This window comes from Bradyrhizobium sp. LTSPM299 (assembly GCF_000938235.1).
In the GTDB taxonomy this organism is placed as follows: domain Bacteria; phylum Pseudomonadota; class Alphaproteobacteria; order Rhizobiales; family Xanthobacteraceae; genus Bradyrhizobium.
In genome coordinates this window covers 50391-68090 of the sequence record NZ_JYMU01000073.1, presented here as the reverse complement: position 1 = coordinate 68090, position 17700 = coordinate 50391, and the positions used below count along the sequence as shown (strand labels likewise).

At 62.9% G+C, this 17700-nt stretch carries 13 protein-coding genes; 7 read left to right on the top strand and 6 right to left on the bottom strand.

The window, feature by feature from the left end:
* Positions 1-11: 11 nt before the first annotated feature.
* Positions 12-1805, bottom strand: a complete 1794-nt coding sequence (gene gcl / locus UP10_RS34005) for a glyoxylate carboligase (RefSeq protein WP_044591561.1) — start codon at positions 1803-1805, stop codon at positions 12-14.
* 337 nt (positions 1806-2142) lie between these two features.
* On the opposite strand from gcl, the gene UP10_RS34000 reads away from it, so the two are divergent.
* Entirely contained in the window at positions 2143-3372 is a 1230-nt protein-coding gene (locus UP10_RS34000) for a metalloprotease (RefSeq protein ID WP_044591560.1), read from the top strand.
* Between the two features lie 12 nt (positions 3373-3384).
* Here UP10_RS34000 and UP10_RS33995 read toward each other — a convergent pair whose 3' ends face one another.
* The 5 genes from UP10_RS33995 to UP10_RS33975 all read right to left on the bottom strand — a co-directional run bounded on the left by UP10_RS33995 (position 3385) and on the right by UP10_RS33975 (position 9096).
* Positions 3385-4446 carry a ketopantoate reductase family protein gene (locus UP10_RS33995; protein WP_044591559.1) on the bottom strand — a complete coding sequence of 354 codons (1062 nt, stop codon included), beginning with the start codon at positions 4444-4446 and terminating at the stop codon, positions 3385-3387.
* A gap of 131 nt (positions 4447-4577) precedes the next feature.
* Positions 4578-5360 carry an NYN domain-containing protein gene (locus tag UP10_RS33990; protein WP_044539879.1) on the bottom strand — a complete coding sequence of 261 codons (783 nt, stop codon included), beginning with the start codon at positions 5358-5360 and terminating at the stop codon, positions 4578-4580.
* A 131-nt stretch (positions 5361-5491) separates the two neighbouring features.
* A complete protein-coding gene (locus UP10_RS33985; RefSeq protein ID WP_044591558.1) occupies positions 5492-5899 on the bottom strand; it encodes a hypothetical protein in 408 nt (135 codons plus the stop codon).
* Positions 5900-6003: 104 nt separating this feature from the next.
* Entirely contained in the window at positions 6004-6852 is an 849-nt protein-coding gene (locus tag UP10_RS33980; protein ID WP_044591584.1) for an IclR family transcriptional regulator, read from the bottom strand.
* Between the two features lie 114 nt (positions 6853-6966).
* The gene (locus UP10_RS33975; protein ID WP_044591557.1) at positions 6967-9096 is read right to left on the bottom strand and encodes an acetate--CoA ligase family protein; all 2130 of its coding nucleotides are present in this window, start codon (positions 9094-9096) and stop codon (positions 6967-6969) included.
* Between the two features lie 214 nt (positions 9097-9310).
* On the opposite strand from UP10_RS33975, the gene UP10_RS33970 reads away from it, so the two are divergent.
* From UP10_RS33970 to UP10_RS33945, 6 genes are all read left to right on the top strand, one after another.
* Positions 9311-10003, top strand: coding sequence for a GntR family transcriptional regulator (locus UP10_RS33970; RefSeq protein ID WP_044539882.1), 693 nt, complete (start codon positions 9311-9313; stop codon positions 10001-10003).
* Positions 10004-10066: 63 nt separating this feature from the next.
* The gene (oxc, locus tag UP10_RS33965) at positions 10067-11800 is read left to right on the top strand and encodes an oxalyl-CoA decarboxylase (protein WP_044591556.1); all 1734 of its coding nucleotides are present in this window, start codon (positions 10067-10069) and stop codon (positions 11798-11800) included.
* A gap of 64 nt (positions 11801-11864) precedes the next feature.
* Positions 11865-13142, top strand: a complete 1278-nt coding sequence (frc, locus tag UP10_RS33960; RefSeq protein ID WP_044591555.1) for a formyl-CoA transferase — start codon at positions 11865-11867, stop codon at positions 13140-13142.
* Between the two features lie 443 nt (positions 13143-13585).
* Positions 13586-15823, top strand: a complete 2238-nt coding sequence (locus UP10_RS33955) for a tannase/feruloyl esterase family alpha/beta hydrolase (RefSeq protein ID WP_210167987.1) — start codon at positions 13586-13588, stop codon at positions 15821-15823.
* A gap of 153 nt (positions 15824-15976) precedes the next feature.
* The gene (locus tag UP10_RS42315; protein ID WP_050043928.1) at positions 15977-16909 is read left to right on the top strand and encodes a helix-turn-helix domain-containing protein; all 933 of its coding nucleotides are present in this window, start codon (positions 15977-15979) and stop codon (positions 16907-16909) included.
* A gap of 435 nt (positions 16910-17344) precedes the next feature.
* On the top strand, positions 17345-17683 hold the full coding sequence (locus UP10_RS33945; RefSeq protein ID WP_044591553.1) for a hypothetical protein: 339 nt from the start codon (positions 17345-17347) through the stop codon (positions 17681-17683).
* The last annotated feature ends 17 nt before the right edge of the window (positions 17684-17700 follow it).

Below are 17700 nucleotides of genomic sequence, written 5' to 3'. Positions count from 1 at the left end.
CCCTCCCTGCGTCAAGCCGGCTGCAACACGCTGCCCTGGCGCGTTGTGACCGGCGTGTCGGCGAGCGGCAGGTCGAGCACCTCCTCGAATTCGACGATGTTGTCGATCTCGGTGCCCATCGCGATGTTGGTGACGCGCTCGAGGATGAACTCGACCACCACGGGCACCTGAAATTCCGCCATCAGCTCGCGCGCGGTCTGGAACGCCGCCGCGGCGTGATTGGGATCGGTGACGCGGATCGCCTTGCAGCCGAGGCCTTCGGCGACCGCGACGTGGTCGACGCCGTAGACGCCGAGCTCGGGCGCGTTGATGTTCTCGAAGGAGAGCTGGACATGATAGTCCATGTCGAAGCCGCGCTGCGCCTGGCGGATCAGCCCGAGATAGGAATTGTTCACGACGACGTGGATGTAGGGCAGCTTGAACTGCGCGCCGACCGCGAGCTCCTCGATCAGGAACTGAAAATCGTAATCGCCCGACAGCGCCACGATCTCGCGTGCGGGATCCGCCACGCGCACCCCGAGCGCCGCCGGCAAGGTCCAGCCGAGCGGCCCCGCCTGTCCGGCATTGATCCAATTGCGCGGCCCGTAGACGCCGAGGAATTGCGCGCCGGCGATCTGCGATAGGCCGATCACGCTGACGTAAGTCGTGTCGCGGCCGAAGGCGCGGTTCATCTCCTGATAGACCCGTTGCGGCTTGATCGGCATGTCGTCGAAATTGCTCTTGCGCAGCATGGTCCGCTTGCGGTCCTGGCACGCGGCAGGCCACGCTTGGCGCTCCCTGAGCTTGCCGTCCCGGCGCCATTCCTTTGCGACCGTGACGAACAGCTCGAGCGCGGCCTTGGCGTCGGAGACGATGCCGAGATCGGGATTGAACACGCGGCCGATCTGCGTTGGCTCGATGTCGACATGAATGAATTTGCGTCCCTTGGTGTAGGTCTCGATCGAGCCGGTGTGACGGTTGGCCCAGCGGTTGCCGATGCCGAGCACGACATCGGATTGCAGCATATTGGCGTTGCCGTAGCGGTGGCTGGTCTGCAGCCCCACCATGCCGGCCATCAGCACGTGATCGTCGGGGATCGCGCCCCACCCCATCAGCGTCGGCACGACGGGAATGTTGACGGCCTCGGCGAAGGCCACCAGCAGCTCGGAGGCATCGGCGTTGATGACGCCACCGCCGGCGACAATCAGCGGCCGCTCGGCCGCATTGAGCATCTCCAGCGCCTGCTCGATCTGGGCGCGGGTGGCCGACGGCTTGTAGACCGAGAGCGGCGCATACGTCGTGTCGTCGAACTCGATCTCGGCGAGTTGCACATCGAGCGGCAGGTCGATCAGCACCGGCCCGGGACGTCCCGAGCGCATGACGTGGAATGCCTGGCTGAACACCCGCGGCACCAGGCCAGGCTCGCGCACGGTCACCGCCCACTTTGTGACCGGCTTGGCGATCGACTCGATATCGATGGCCTGAAAGTCCTCCTTGTAGAGACGTGCGCGCGGCGCCTGACCGGTGATGCAGAGGATCGGAATCGAATCCGCGATCGCCGAATAGAGCCCGGTGATCATGTCGGTGCCGGCCGGGCCCGAGGTGCCGATGCAGACGCCGATATTGCCTGCCTTTGCGCGGGTGTAGCCTTCGGCCATGTGCGAGGCGCCCTCGACATGGCGCGCCAGGATGTGCCGGATCGATCCGCGCAGCTTCAGCGCCGAATACAGCGGATTGATTGCAGCCCCCGGCACGCCGAAGGCGCAAGTGATCCCTTCCTTTTCCAGGATCCGCACCGCCGCATCAATCGCTCGCATCTTCGCCATATCGCGCCTCGCTCAACTAGGTTGGCTCTGGCGCCATCATCACGGCCGCGAGGCGCGATCTCAACGAATCGGATTTTGTTTCCCGCTGGGTGGGAGGTGACTCGGAAACGCGCGCGAAATCAGCAGGTTGGTTCTGCTTTGCGGTGGAAAGTCTGACGATCGTATCCATCGTCGCGACCAGCGGTGAAAGCCGCATCGGAATTGTTAAGGACAACCGATACAGGTCGTTTGCTGGACAGCAACACATGCTAGCGTTGCAGCGGTGCAATCCAAAGATTTTGCGAATGCTTTTATTTGAACGTTCCCGGGCATTTCGAGCCTCACCTGAAAGCCGGTCATGCTCGGACTGCTGACGTTACCCATCGAATTGTTGCGCATCGCGTTCTATGCTCTGCAAGGGCTCGTCGACGCCGTGAGAGGACGCAAGCGGTTGCGCTTCGAGTTCACGGTCCTGATCAACGCGGCGCGCGAGGCCGTGTGGCGCTTCAGCACGGCCGATTACGTGGTGTTCGATGGACCGCCGGTCATGGAAGTATCGCGCGCACCGGTGCCCGATAGCAAAGGCCTCTGGCTGACACGTCTAAGTGTGAACGGCCAGTCCCGGGCGCAGAGCGTGACACTTGAACTCGAACACGACGAGAACAAGGGGATCATTCGCGCCCGCACGGTGGCGCACGCCCTGTCCGTGCCCCCGGAGGACGGCCGCGATATCGAATCGACGCTCATGGTCGCGGCGACACCCACGGGAACGGTGCTCACCATGTCCCACGAGTTGACCGTGCGCTCCTTGCGCGACCGCATCATTTATCCGATCGGCGTGCGCCGGATGGCCAACCTGATCAAGCAGCAGTGTGAAAAGGAAGCAGGAACCTACAATCGCCTTGCCGCCATAGGCAACACTGGGCTGCTGCTATCAGCCGTGGCCTTCCCGAGCTTCTGCTATCTGCTGGGCTGGAAGCTGGGACTGCTTCTGGCAGTGGTCATCGTCCTGCATGAGGCCGGACACGCCGCGGCGATGCTCATGATCGGCGTCGGTGTGCGCGGCATCTACCTCATTCCCTTCTTCGGTGGCGTGGCTGTTCCCAAGACCGCCTATCGGACCGAAGGCCGGCTCGGCTTCATTGCGCTGATGGGTCCCTGCCTGAGCCTCATTCCGACGCTCGGCCTGGTCGCGATCTACCAAGCAACCGGCCAAATCCATGCAGCACAGGCCGCGGAAATGTTCGCCGTCATCAATGCCGTCAATCTGCTACCGATCTATCCCCTCGATGGCGGGTTGATTCTCAACGCTCTGATCGGCTCCGTGAGCCGGAGGTCCGCGCTCGTCGCCGGCTGGATCGGCATCCTGGCCGGCCTGGGCCTTGCCATCTATGCGCAGTCGTTTCTGATCGGGGCTCCCTTCTTGCTATTTGCGTTGCAGCGCTACCTCACCGGCGGCCGAACCATGGAGCTCGAACGGTTATCGTTGACCAGCGGGATCGCCCTGGCACTCGCCTCGATCGCGACCTTCCTCCTCTACGTTTTCGTCCTCAGCACGACTTGGACGATTCCACCCGTCCGCATCTGACGTCGCAGTCGCTCAATTCATCCGCAGTTCCGTGATGTGCCGGGGATCCGGCGCGAGTTCGCCGCGCTCGACGCGCTTGACGATATCGGTCAGCGCAGCATTGGCGTTGCACGCCATGCCGAGCTTCTCGCCTTCGCGCACCACAAAGCCGTTGAGGAATTCGATCTCGGTGCGCCGGCCCTTCTGCATGTCCTGGCCCATCGAGGGGCGCTGCGCCGACGAGGTGCGCTTGGCATCCTTGAAGCGCTGCTCATCACAGGCCCGCGTCGCCGCCTCGTCGCCCTCCCCGGCCCGCGCGATGGTCTCGGGCGGCAGATGCAGGATCTCCTCGAGCTGATAGCCATGGGCCTGTCCGACACGGATGGCCTCGCTGCCGAGCCGGGTCGAAAAACGGCGCAGCGGTTCGCTCTGCAGGATCTCGCCGCCCGGCAAACCCGTACAGGCCGACAGCCCGTTGCCCATCACGTTGGCGACCAGTTTCGACCACCGTTCGCCCCAGAGATTGCCGGTTACCTTGGCGCTGTCGGAATAGCCAACCAGACGGCAAACCTCTTCGGCGCGCGGCGTGATCCGGCCGTGCACCTCGCCGGCGCGAAACACGGTATGATCAGCCCCGCCCTTGCCGGCGCCGCGGTGGATGTGACCGGGCTCAGGCAGGTTGACGGTGATGCTGCTGGCAATGCAGCCCAGCGTCTTGCCCCAGCCGACAATGCCGGCAATCGTCTCCTCGTTCATGCAGTTCTGCAGCGACACCACGTAACCATCCGGCGCCAGATATTGCTGGATCAGCATGGTGGCCCAGGCGGTGTCGTAGGACTTCATGCAGACAAAGGCGATATCGACAGGCATCTCCTTGGCGAGCTGCTGCGCATCCGTGACGTGGAGCGCGCGCACGGATACCGAGAATTCCGCGGCGTCCATCGCGTGGGTGACGCGCAAGCCGTGCGTTCGCATGTGCTCGACATGCTCGGGCCATGGATCGATGAAGGTGACGTCCTCGCCTGCCTGCACCATATGCGCGCCGGCATATCCGCCGACGGCGCCGGCTCCAAAGATCGCGATCTTCCGGCCCATGCTTTTGCTCCCGAGCGTTTCTTGGGAGGGCGCGCAAACCGCGTCCGTCCGTTGGCGGTTACTCTAGCTGATCGACGTTTAGCGCCAAGCGGTCTCCCCGTGCCAAAAGCGGGGCCGTGCCATGTCGGCACTTATGGACTGGTGGTGGGCGGCGCGGGTTTTCGGGAACGTCGCCGTCTGGGAGGCGCTTCGGTCGCTGGCTTGATGCGAATTCGCAGGGAGCCGCCTTTGGGCTCATCGATCTCGAAAGCATTCGTTTTGCGTACAAGATCGCTCAAGTTGCGGAATCCGTAGGTCCTTTGATCGAAATCTGAGGCAAGGTTGGCAAGCTGCCGTCCGACCTCGCCAAGCGTCACCCAGCCATCCTCGTTTGCCATCTGGCTGATGACCTTCTTGATGATGGGGGTAGCAGCCTCGAGAGGCTGAAGCGACTTCGGGCGCGCAGCTGCGTCCGGACTGGTGGTCACGCCACCACGCAGGTTCTCGGTATAGACGAACCGGCGGCAGGCCTGGCGAAAGCTCTCCGGCGTCTTCTGTTCGCCGAACCCGAACACGTCGACGCCATGCTCCCGGATGCGGGCGGCAAGACGGGTAAAATCGCTGTCCGACGACACCAGGCAGAAGCCGTCGAACCGGCCGCTATGCAGCAGGTCCATCGCATCGATGACGAGCGTGATGTCGGAGGCGTTCTTTCCGGTCGTATAGGCGAATTGCTGCTGCGGGATGATGGCGTGCTTCGACAGAATGTCGGCCCAGCCCTTGGAACGCGGATTGGAGAAGTCACCATAGATGCGGCGCACGCTGGCCTCGCCGATCTTGGCGATCTCCTCGAACAGCCCATCGGCGATCTTCGCGGACGCATTGTCGGCGTCGATCAGGACAGCAAGACGGGGCGAGCGGAGTTCGGACGGCATGGCGTTCCCCATCGTTGAATCGGGGGCAGATCGCCCTCGACGCCATCAGCTTGGACGGCGATGGATGGGTATACCGAGGTCGGGGCGCCCGCCGCCAGAGCTAATTTCCCGCGACGGACCGCAGGCGCGGATCAAATCACCTCGCCGGCGTCGATCGCCCGCTTGGCGAACTCGACAGCCTTCTCGGCCGTGATCGCATCGGTGACGGTCGTTACCTCGTCGCGCACCGCCGGCGGAGAGACAATCCGGATCTTCTTGCCGTTCGAGCGGCGGATCGTTGCGCGCCATCGGTCCGTATCGCGCCGGTAGGCGTCGATCACATAGTCCTTGTAGGCGACGCCGCTCATCGACGGTTGCTTCGACGACATGCCTGACGCGAGCGGTCCGCCTGCGACATCACGAACCAGCTCGGTGATCGCCTGGACGATCTCGTCCCGCGCGCTGCCGGTCGCGTCCTTGAGCAGATATCTCACCGCCGCGCCGATCTCCGCCCGGGCGCGATCGTCGTTTGCGAAACTTGAATCGACCTGAACCAACATGATGGGTAAACGCCTCCCCCGGACACAGCTGTGCCGCCGACGACACATAATCGGGTTCCCATTAAGGGCGGATTATCGGAGATGCCTCGATTTCATCGATGCCGTTAACCGGCCCTCAGTTCCGGCATCACGCCGCCCAGCGCGGCTGTCAGTTCCGCCGCGATCTCGCGCACGGTCTGTCCCAACGTCGGCAACCGGTCGTCGGTCAGTCGGCTGGTCATGCCGGAGACGGAAATCGCCGCCAGCGGCTCGGCGCAGTCGTTGTAAACGACGGCGGCGATGCAGCGCAGGCCCATGCAGGCCTCCTCGTCGTCGACTGCGTAGCCCTGGCGGCGGATTTTTTCGAGCTCCTTGAACAGGTCGCCCGGGCGCACGATCGACTTCTCGGTCATGCGCGGCATGCCGTGATGCTGGATGATGGCGCCGACGGCCTCATCAGAATAGGTCGCCAGCACGGCCTTGCCCACACCTGATGCGACCATCGCGGCACGGCCGCCGACCTTGGTCAGCGAGCGCATGATCTCGCGGCTTTCCATCCGGGTCAGCACGATGATGAATTCGTCGTCAACCACGGCGAGATTCGCGGTCTCCCGCGTCAAGTCGCGCAGCTTGCGCAAATATGGCACCGTCTGCGCCGAGAAATTGCGGCGGCGGGCGAAGGTCGCGCCGACGGTGAAGGCGCGCGAGCCGACATGCCATTTCAAATCGGCGCGATTGAACTGCACGAAGCGGCGGCTTTCCAGCGTCGCCAGCAGACGATGCACGGTCGAGGTCGACAATCCGGTGCGGACCGCAAGGTCGCTGAGGCGATAGCCCTGATCGTCCTCGGCCAGCGTCTCGATGATGGAGAGCGCGCGATCGACGGATTGCACGCCGCCGTCGCGCGGCTCGGCGTCATGGTCGGCGTTGGATTTCGGTTCGACGGCCCTGCGGCGGATCACGTTCTTCCTCATCGCGACCTGCATATCATCCTCAGTCAGACAATCGGCGCCTCAACCCCAAACTTTCCCGCATCGTGAGAAATGCCGCTCCGGACGATGCCCGAAGCGGCATTCGCTGTTGATCAATCAGAGCAGGCCCGCGCCGCGCGCCCATTTGTACTTGGCGCCGAGCACCTCGACCGGCAGTTCGGTCGAGTAGGCATAGGCCGGGATGCCGTTCTGGTAGAGATATTCGGCGGCCTCCTCGACCTCGACGTCGCCGGCGAGCGAGGCGACGATCGGCTTCACGAAGCCCTTGGCCTCCATCTCCTTCTTCACCTCGACCATATTGCGGGCAAACACCATCGGCGGGGTGACGATCGTGTGCCAATAGCCCAGGATCAGCGCGTGGATGCGCTCATCCGACAGGCCCAGCTTCACGGTGTTGACATAGGTGATCGGCGGCTCGCCGCCGGTGATGTCGACGGGATTGCCGGCCGCGCCGAACGGCGGAATGAACTTGCGGAAGGCCGCGTCGAGATCCGGCGGCATCGCCATCAGCGACATGCCGTTGTCGACGACGGAGTCCGACAGCAGCACGCCGGAGCCGCCGGCGCCGGTGATGATCAGGATGTTCTCGCCCTTCGGCGTCGGCAGCACCGGCACGCCACGGGCGAATTCGAGCAGTTGGCGCAGGGACCGGGCGCGGATCACGCCGGACTGCTTGAGGACGTCCTCGTAGATCTTGTCGTTGCCGGCGAGCGCGCCGGTGTGCGACGAGGCAGCTTTCGCGCCGGCCGAGGTGCGGCCGGCCTTAAGCACGATTACTGGCTTCTTCTTGGAGACGCGCTTGGCGGCTTCGGCGAAGGCGCGGCCGTCCTTCAGATCTTCGCAGTGCTGCGCGATCAGATTGGTGTTGGGGTCCTGCTCGAAGAAGGCAAGCAGATCGTCCTCATCAATATCGGACTTGTTGCCAAGGCCGACGATCGCCGACACGCCCATTTTCGCCGAGCGCGAGAAGCCGATGATCGCCATGCCGATGCCGCCCGACTGCGACGACAGCGCCGCATGGCCCTTGACGTCATAGGCGGTGCAGAAGGTCGCGCAGAGATTGGCCGGCGTATAATAGAAGCCGTAGATATTCGGCCCCATCAGGCGGACATTGTACTTCTTGCCGATTTCGACGATCTCGGCCTGCAGCTCAGGCGCGCCGGCTTCGGCGAAGCCGGACGGGATCAGCACTGCACCCGGGATTTTCTTCTCGCCGCATTCGACCAGTGCGCCGGCGACGAACTTCGCGGGAATCGCGAACACCGCCGTGTCGATCACGCCCGGCACATCCTTGACGCTCTTGTAGGCCTTGTAACCGAGGATCTCGGCTGCCTTCGGGTGGATCGGATAGATCTCGCCCTTGTAGCCGCCGTTGATCAGGTTCTTCATCACGGAGTTGCCGATCTTGCCGTCCTCGGCCGAGGCGCCGATCACCGCAACGCCCTGCGGCTGCATGATGCGGCTCATCGCGGCGACGATTTCCTCGGTCGGACGCGGCGCCGGGCGCGGCTTGTAATCGAAGTCGACGACGATGCGCACATCGGCCGCGATCGCGTCGGCCTTGGTCGCAAACACCGGGTTGAGGTCGAGTTCGATGATTTCGGGGAAATCGCTGACCAGCTGCGAAACCTTGACGATGATCTCGGCCAGCGCCTCGCGATTGACGGGATCGCCGCCGCGCACGCCTTTCAGCATCTCATGCGCCTGGATGCCGTCGAGCATCGAGAGCGCGTCCTGTTTGGTCGCAGGCGCGAGGCGGAAGGTGATGTCCTTGAGGATCTCGACCAGCACGCCGCCGAGGCCGAAGGCGACCAGCTTGCCGAACGAACCGTCGGTGATCGACCCGATGATGACCTCGGTGCCGCCGCCCAGCATCTGCTGCACCTGGATGCCCTCGATCTTGGCATCCGCCTTGTATTTCTTCGCGTTAGCCAGGATCGTCTCGTAGCTCTTTTCAGCCTCGGCCGCGCTCTTGACGCCGACCACGACGCCGCCGGCCTCGGTCTTGTGGAGGATATCCGGGGAGACGATCTTCATCACGACGGGGAAACCCATATCGGATGCGATGCGGATAGCCTCGGCCGCCGACTTGGCAACGCCCTCCTTCGGCACCGGAATGCCGTAGGCGTCGCAGACCAGCTTGCCTTCGGGCGCGGTCAGGCTCGTGCGCTTGTCGGCCTTGACCGCATCGAGAACCTTGCGAACCGCATCTTTTGAATTTGACATTGGCTTCCTCCCGGGACAGATTGATGGCATTTGGTATGCCAGAGAAGAAATTGTCAAGATGGCTGAACGTCCAAAAACGCCGAAAACTAGGGCATCTTGACATTCTGGTATTTGGCATGCCAAAAACTAAGGTAGTTTCTTCTGCTAAGAAGACGTCTCCAAGAGGAGGAGACGAGTCGTGCCCGAACCAAAACAGATCAAGGCGGCGCCTAACATGGCCGAGACAAATATCGCCATCGTCCGGATCGCGCCGGAGACGAGCTTCAAGAACAAGGCCTACGAGGCCTTGAAGGAAGCGATTCTCAAGATGGACATCTACGCGACGCCCGAGCAGGTGATGCTTGACGAGCGCGCATTGTCCGAGCGGCTGGGCGTCAGCCGCACGCCGATCCGCGAAGCCATCGCGATGCTGGAGCAGGACGGCTTCGTCAAAACCGTGCCACGCCGCGGCATCATCGTGGTCCGCCGTACCAAGACCGAGATCGTCGACATGATCCGCGCCTGGGCCGCGCTCGAGAGCATGGCCGCGCGCCTGATCACGGCCACGGCGCGCAAGAAGGACATCACGGCGCTGCGCGACTTCTTCAAGGACTTCAGCAACGACCGCCTGCCGCAGGATCACGTCGAGGAATACTCCAAGGCCAACATCGCCTTCCACCAGGCGCTGATCTCGCTCTCGGAATCACCTGTTCTGGTCGATCTGACCAACGACCTCCTGCTGCATGTGCGCGGCTATCGCCAGCTCACGATCGGACGCAAGGACCGCACCGCAACCTCGCTGCCCGAGCATCTCGGGATCATCGAGGCGCTCGAAGCGCGCGACACCGAGCTCGCCGAAAAGCGCGCACGCGATCACACACTCGGCCTTGCCGCCTATGTCGAGGCGCACGGTCAGGAACTGTTCTAAGCCCACTCACTTCAAACGACGATCAGATCGTCCGAACCAAGAACGATCAGGGAGACGAAGCCGATGCTGAATACCGCTGCGAAGTCCGAGGCACCGGACACCGAGCAAGAACTGACCGACGGCTTCCACCTCGTCATCGATGCGCTCAAGCTCAATGGCATCAACACCGTCTATGGTGTGCCGGGTATCCCGATCACGGATCTGGGTCGCATGGCCCAGGCGGCGGGCATTCGCGTGCTGTCGTTCCGCCACGAGCAGAACGCCGGCTATGCCGCCTCGATCGCGGGCTTCCTGACCAAGCGGCCCGGCGTCTGCCTCACGGTGTCGGCGCCCGGCTTCCTCAACGGCCTCACTGCGCTTGCCCACGCCACCACCAACTGCTTCCCGATGATCCTGATCTCGGGCTCCTCCGAGCGCGAGATCGTCGACCTGCAGCAGGGCGACTATGAGGAGATGGACCAGCTCGCCGTTGCAAAACCGCTGTGCAAGGCGGCGTTCCGCGTGCTGCACGCCCAGGACATCGGCATCGGTCTGGCGCGCGCGATCCGCGCCGCGGTGTCGGGCCGCCCGGGCGGCGTCTATCTCGATCTGCCGGCAAAGCTGTTCGGCCAGGTGATGAACGCCGATGCCGGCCAGAAGTCGCTGGTCAAGGTGATCGACGCAGCCCCGGCGCAGATCCCTGCCCCATCGGCGGTCAAGCGCGCGCTCGATGTGCTCAGAAGCGCAAAGCGCCCGCTGATCATCCTCGGCAAGGGCGCCGCCTACGCGCAGGCTGACGACGCTATCAAGACCCTGGTCGAAAAGAGTGGCGTGCCATTCCTTCCCATGAGCATGGCCAAAGGCCTGTTGTCCGACCTGCATCCGCAATGCGCAGGTGCTGCGCGTTCGACCGTGCTGAAGGACGCCGACGTCGTGATGCTGATCGGCGCCCGCCTCAACTGGCTGCTGTCGCACGGCAAGGGCAAGAGCTGGGGCGAAGCCCCGAAGAAATTCATCCAGGTCGACATCGAGCCGAAGGAAATGGATTCCAACGTAGAGATCGTGGCTCCCGTGGTTGGCGATATCGGCTCCTGCGTCGCCGCCTTCCTCGACGCAATGGGCGCGAACTGGCCTGCGGCGCCGGCCGAGTGGCTCGCCACCGTCGCCAAGAAGCGCGACGACAACGTCGCCAAGATGGCGCCGAAGCTGATGAGCAACGCCTCGCCGATGGATTACCACGGCGCGCTCGGCGCGCTGCGCACCATCATCACCGAGCGTCCGGACACCATCTTCGTCAACGAGGGCGCCAACACGCTCGACCTCGCCCGCGGCGTGGTCGACATGCACAAGCCGCGCAAGCGGCTCGACGTCGGCACCTGGGGCGTGATGGGCATCGGCATGGGCTACTCGATCGCGGCTGCGATCGAAACCGGCCACCCCGTGCTCGCGGTCGAAGGCGACAGCGCCTTTGGTTTTTCAGGCATGGAGGTCGAGACCATCTGCCGCTACAGACTGCCGATCTGCATCGTGATCTTCAACAATGACGGCATCTATCGCGGCACCGACGTCAACACCTCGAACGCCGATCCCGCGACCACCGTGTTCGTCAAGGGCTCGCGTTACGACAAGATGATGGAGGCCTTCGGCGGCGTCGGCGTCAACGCCACCTCGCCCGACGAGCTGAAGCGCGCGGTCAACGCGGCCATGGACTCCGGCAAGCCGACGCTCATTAACGCGGTGATCGACCCCGCCGCCGGCTCGGAGAGCGGCCGCATCGGCAACCTCAATCCGCAAAGCGTCCTGCAGAAGAAGAAGTAAGTCACCCCTTTCAACCCATCACTCCCTGCGGGTGCAGGGGAAGACAGAGTACGGAGCAGACGATATGACCAAGGCGCTCAAGGGCGTTCGCATTCTCGATTTCACCCACGTCCAGTCGGGTCCGACCTGCACGCAATTGCTGGCCTGGTTCGGCGCCGACGTGATCAAGGTCGAGCGTCCCGGCGTCGGCGACATCACGCGCGGCCAGCTGCAGGACATCCCGAACGTGGACAGCCTGTATTTCACCATGCTGAACCACAACAAGCGCTCGATCACGCTCGACACCAAGAACCCGAAGGGCAAGGACGTCCTGACCGCGCTGATCAAGAGCTGCGACGTGCTGGTGGAGAATTTCGGCCCCGGCGTGCTCGACCGCATGGGCTTTCCCTGGGAGAAGATCCACGCTCTCAACCCGAAGATGATCGTGGCCTCGATCAAGGGCTTTGGCCCCGGCCCCTATGAGGACTGCAAGGTCTACGAGAACGTCGCGCAGTGCACCGGCGGCGCTGCCTCGACCACCGGCTTCCGCGACGGCCTGCCGCTGGTCACCGGCGCGCAGATCGGCGACAGCGGCACCGGCCTGCATCTGGCGCTCGGCATCGTCACCGCGCTCTATCAGCGCACCATGACCGGCCAGGGCCAGAAGGTCACCGCCGCGATGCAGGACGGCGTGCTCAACCTCGCCCGCGTCAAACTGCGTGACCAGCAGCGTCTCGCGCATGGTCCGCTGAAGGAATACAGCCAGTTCGGCGAAGGCATCCCGTTTGGCGACGCCGTGCCGCGCGCCGGCAACGATTCCGGCGGCGGCCAGCCCGGCCGCATCCTGAAGTGCAAGGGCTGGGAGACCGATCCGAACGCCTACATCTACTTCATCACCCAGGCCCCGGTGTGGGAGAAGATATGCGACGTGATCGGCGAGCCGACCTGGAAGACCGACCCGAACTACGCCAAGCCACCGGCCCGCCTGCCGCGCCTCAACGAGATCTTCGCCCGCATCGAACAGTGGACGATGACCAAGACAAAATTCGAGGCGATGGAGATCCTCAACAAGGACGACATCCCCTGCGGCCCGATCCTGTCGATGAAGGAACTGGCCGTGGACCAGTCGCTGCGCGCGACCGGCACCGTGGTCGAGGTCGATCATCCGACCCGCGGCAAGTACATCTCGGTCGGCAACCCGATCAAGCTGTCGGACTCCCCGAGCGAGGTGACCCGCTCGCCGCTGCTCGGCGAGCACACCGACGAGATCCTGCGCCAGGTGCTCGGCTTCAGCGATCACCAGGTCGCCGAAATCCACGATTCCGGCGCGCTCGATCCGCCGCGCAAGCAGGCGGCCGAGTAAGGGCTCCGCTCTGAGTGAGACGAAAGGGCCGCCCGGCGAGGCGGCCCTTTCTGTATGAGAATGCCATGCTGTCGCAGGCTTTCACCCAAAAAATGAAAAACAACCCCATGCAAAGTAGCTAGGCTCTTGGCTCAAAAGGGGGGGCTGATGTTGCGAACTCCGCTGACGAACCCGCTTACTCAATTCCATTGATTTCTAAAATCGCCGTTACGTTTTACAAAATCGCACAAATCTTCGAGCGAGTCTGCCCCAAGAGTTGATTTCCGTTGCATGGGTCGGATGATCTCCTGCAAGCGTCCTGTTGTCGCTCGTACGTTTGTTTCACATGCCGGTACGGTGATAGCCGTGCACATCGTTAAGCCGACAATCCGAAGCGAAATTTTGTAGGGACGTTCTCGCACGCGCGCGCGGCAAGCCGATACATGTTCGTGCGCAAGCGCTGATTGCTCGACCAGATTCTACCAAACCAAGAAGAGAGGGAGGAGACCATGCAAAGACCAGCAGTGCTGCATTTCGCCGCGCTAATTGTTGCTTTGGCAACTATTATGCCCGCAAGCGCCAATCCGCCGGCACCCCCGCCATTGCCGACTTGCCTTGGCAATCTCGGTACCAAAGTGGCAGCGATCGTTCCGCACACGCTTCCGGGCGCAATCGTTCAGGGCGTCGTCACTCCAGGGACCAGCACCGTCACGGTTCCGTATGCCAGCATTGTACCCGCGGCACCGGAGCAACCGGCCGGTGGCTCCGGCTTCAACTTTCGGCCGACGCCGATAGGGCCGACGCCGGCCTTTTGTCAGGTTGCGTTGGTCTATTATCCCGGCGGCGAGGGTCCGAATAACGCCGGCCCCGGCTTGGATTCGCCGGGCGTCCCAAGGGGGCAGCCGGCCTACGATGCCGGTCAGAAACAGGCCATCGAGATCGTGATCTCGCTGCCGCTTAATTCAGCCGACCAGGGCCCCACCAACCTTGGCGCCGTCAATGGCGCCTGGACTGGTGGCATCATGACGATGGGTGCCCCCGGGCAGTCCGGAACGCTCAACCCCTCCGGTTTCGGCGAGGGTCTCGATGGTGCCAACAGCACCTACGCGATCCGTCAAGGCTTCGTCGCTTCGATCACCGACGCCGGTGAGCAATACGCCGGCTATTTCACGCAGGGTACCCCCGGCAACGCCAATTTCGCGATCGTCTCAACTCCTAACAGCCCGTACCGCAACAAGATTGCTTACGGGACGGTCGCTGACTGGATCTATCGCGGCACCTGGTATGGCAGGCAGTGGGCCGACGCCATCGCGAAGGCCTATTACGGCAAGGAGCCGAAGCTGCACTACTACAATGGCGGTTCCGGTGGCGGCAACATGGGCATGGGCCAGCTGCAGCACCATGGCGACGACTACGACGGCTTCCTGATCGGCGCGCCGGCCTATCGCTGGCAGCAGTTCCGGCTCGCGGACAGTTGGCCGGCCCTCGTCCTGCGCAAGCTGGTCCAGCTCGATGGGGCCGCGGCACTACCGACAAATGACCAACAGACCGCCCTCTACAATGCCATCGTCAAGGCATGCGACGTCGAAGGCACCGACACTGTCGCCGACGGCATCATCGCCGATCCGCGGGTCTGCACCATGCACTTCACTGCCGCGGCCAACATCTGCGGCGTAACGGGCGCGCCGCCACGGCCGCTTTGCCTCACTGCCAGGCAGGCCGCGGCATTCGATCGGATCTTTGACGGGCCGCGCAACAGCCACGGCGCGCGGATCTGGTATCCCTACGATATCAGCATCACCTTCCCGACAAACGCGTTGGGGACATTCCAGAGCACCTCGTACAATTCCACCACCTTGACGGCGAGCACGGTGGAGGTGGTGCAGTACGATCACGCCAACGCCGCATGGCCGGCGAATAACTGCCTGTTCGTCGATCAGGAGTCGCTCGAGTTGGGGGCCACCAATGCCACCGGGTGGGCGGCGTGTGCATCCCCCGGCGTTCCCACCACCTACGAGCGGGAAGCTGCGGTCGGTTCGCGGATCGGATCCGACCTTGGGGCGCCTCCGATCGATCTCTACACGGACAACCAGGATCCGGACCTAAAGGAGGCAATGAAACACGGCACCAAGGTGATTCAGCTCCACGGGAGTGCTGATCCGGCGATCCGCTGGCGGCATGACGTCGACTACTACGCCCGGGTGGCGACCGAATTGTACGGCGGCACCAAAGCAGCGGATTATGAGAAGTTGCAGTCCTGGTATCGTCTGTTTGTCGCCCCGATGACCGGACACATTGGTGGTGGATTCGGCCCGTACTGGTACGATCCGTTCGTCGTGCTCAGGAACTGGGTTGAGCACGACGTCGTACCGAAAACCATTCTCGGTGTGTCTGATTCACACGGCCTCGTTCCAGGCCGTACCCGGCCGATATGTCCGTTCCCGCAGACCGCGATCTATAGCGGCTTCGGCAGCAACAACGACGCCAACAGCTTTACATGCGGCGGCAACCTGCAAGCCGGCGTCATCAGAGACGGTTCGGGACGATCCATCCAGGGTCTTCCGGTTGCCTGCAACGATGTGAAAACGGTGTTCGGGCAAGAAGACACCGCCAACCTCGATTTCAAAAGCGTTGGCCTGACTGCAAGTGAATGCTCGGAGCATCTGCCGCCTCGACAAGGCGATTCTCTGACTAGACGTTAGAACTCTGCCTGCAGTAGGCTGACGTCGAACAAGGGGCGCGTGGGCCAATTCCACGCGCTCGAACGTTTGTGTGATTGCTGCTTGTGCGACTGTCGTGAGCAGGCTGCAGCGCAGACGCGGCAACACCGCTCGAGCGCCGTGGAGAACGAGCATATGGGCGATCACGGCTCCGAACCGAAATCAGCCTTTGATGCCTATCTCGGCAGCAACGCCGGTACGGGCCCGGACTATGCCGTTTCCGATGCGGATGGGTGCATGATCGCCGCCAAATGGCGGCGGCCCGCGACCCGTACGGGACTGAGAAAGCTCGGCCAGAACGTCCTGATGTACCACATCGGCGGTTCGACCTCGGTATCGATGTTCATCAAAGGAATCTGCCAGGGTACGGGGTCGCAACACGGCTCAGTCACGTTCCGTCCTCATGACCTGGAACTGGAGAGCGTGCGAAACGGCATATTCGAGATGCTTCACCTTTATCTGGATCAGGATCTGATCAACCTCTATGCCCAGCAGAACCTCGCCGGGACGACCACGGTCGATATCGATCCGCTGTTCGCCATGCGAGACCCGTGGCTACAGGGTTACTTTGCGATGCTCGTCGCCGAATTCGAGCTCTATGGGGGCATTGATAATCAAGCGCACTCGCTGCTGCTCGCTCAATCGCAACAGTTGCTGATTCGCCACCTGGTCCATTGGTATTCGAACGCGATGCTTCGCAGCCGCCAGGCAACGGAGAATCTCGGGTCGGCGCATCCACTGAGTCCACGTCGGCTACGCGTCGTCCTCGACTATGTCGAGGCCAATCTCACCTCGGAAATCAGTCTTGCCGACCTTGCGGCCTTGACCGGATTGTCGACCAATCACTTCATCCGCGCCTTTCGGGCTGCGACGCAACGGACGCCCTATGGCTATCTGGTCGAGCGCCGGCTGTTGCGGGCCAGAGAAGCCTTGCGGCGGGGTGACCTCTCGATTGCCGAAGTTGCGCTCGCCACCGGTTTCCGCAACCTCTCGACCTTGACCAACACGTTCAAACGTCATCATGGCGTGACGCCCAGCGCGTATCGCGCTCGACTGCGAGAGCGCTAGAATCAGAGGTGGGGGGCGAAGGTAGTCTGTCCTGGACAGCACACGACAGCCCGCACGAGTTGCGGTGACAGTGCTGGATCCACGATTCCGGCGCGCTCGACCCGCCGCGCAAGCAGGCCGCCGAGCAAGCGCGCGACATCCGAACTGCACGAAAGGCCGCCGGTTTCTGGCGGCCTTTTGTTCAAGGGATACGAAGCGAAATTGAATCCAAGGCGGATGCTCGCTGCCCCTCCACTCATCAGGGGACGCCAGACAGCGCGCGAACCGGCGTGTTCTGAAAGAACAAGATCGCCCATCGCTCGCCGAGATCCCCGCAAATGTAGCTCTGCGTGGCCTATGCCGCCGAGCTTGGCGGGACGTCTTTTTGGATACGCAAATGTTGCAGTACTCTCCCATTTTAGGGATGTTCCGATTCTCCGCCGACTGGAGAGCAAGATGAGCAAGCACATTCGGTTCGTGATTCCCGTCGCGGTCTTGTTGACCTTGTCGGCGTGCGGACAGCCGGTGCCGAGCGACAAGGCGGCCTATGTCGGTGAGTGGCGATCGCAAACGATGAGCCTGCTGCTCGCCCAGGACGGGTCCGTCCGCTACAAGCGCGTCAAGGGCAGCATCACGACGTCGATCAACGCCCCGCTGCGGAGGTTCGAGGGCGACAATTTTGTTGTCGGCATTCCATACTTCTCATCGACATTCGAGGTGTCGAAACCACCCTACCAAGCGGCAGGGACGTGGAAGATGGTGGTCGATGGCGTGGAACTGAGCCGGGTTCCGTAGCGATCGTTTCCTCCGCA

Bases quoted from the DNA above. Each gene is read 5' to 3' on its own strand.
- gcl (WP_044591561.1), bottom strand. From the start codon at position 1,805: ATGGCGAAGATGCGAGCGATTGATGCGGCGGTGCGGATCCTGGAAAAG.
- UP10_RS34000 (WP_044591560.1), top strand. From the start codon at position 2,143: ATGCTCGGACTGCTGACGTTACCCATCGAATTGTTGCGCATCGCGTTC.
- UP10_RS33995 (WP_044591559.1), bottom strand. From the start codon at position 4,446: ATGGGCCGGAAGATCGCGATCTTTGGAGCCGGCGCCGTCGGCGGATAT.
- UP10_RS33990 (WP_044539879.1), bottom strand. From the start codon at position 5,360: ATGCCGTCCGAACTCCGCTCGCCCCGTCTTGCTGTCCTGATCGACGCC.
- UP10_RS33985 (WP_044591558.1), bottom strand. From the start codon at position 5,899: ATGTTGGTTCAGGTCGATTCAAGTTTCGCAAACGACGATCGCGCCCGG.
- UP10_RS33980 (WP_044591584.1), bottom strand. From the start codon at position 6,852: ATGAGGAAGAACGTGATCCGCCGCAGGGCCGTCGAACCGAAATCCAAC.
- UP10_RS33975 (WP_044591557.1), bottom strand. From the start codon at position 9,096: ATGTCAAATTCAAAAGATGCGGTTCGCAAGGTTCTCGATGCGGTCAAG.
- UP10_RS33970 (WP_044539882.1), top strand. From the start codon at position 9,311: ATGGCCGAGACAAATATCGCCATCGTCCGGATCGCGCCGGAGACGAGC.
- oxc (WP_044591556.1), top strand. From the start codon at position 10,067: ATGCTGAATACCGCTGCGAAGTCCGAGGCACCGGACACCGAGCAAGAA.
- frc (WP_044591555.1), top strand. From the start codon at position 11,865: ATGACCAAGGCGCTCAAGGGCGTTCGCATTCTCGATTTCACCCACGTC.
- UP10_RS42315 (WP_050043928.1), top strand. From the start codon at position 15,977: ATGGGCGATCACGGCTCCGAACCGAAATCAGCCTTTGATGCCTATCTC.
- UP10_RS33945 (WP_044591553.1), top strand. From the start codon at position 17,345: ATGAGCAAGCACATTCGGTTCGTGATTCCCGTCGCGGTCTTGTTGACC.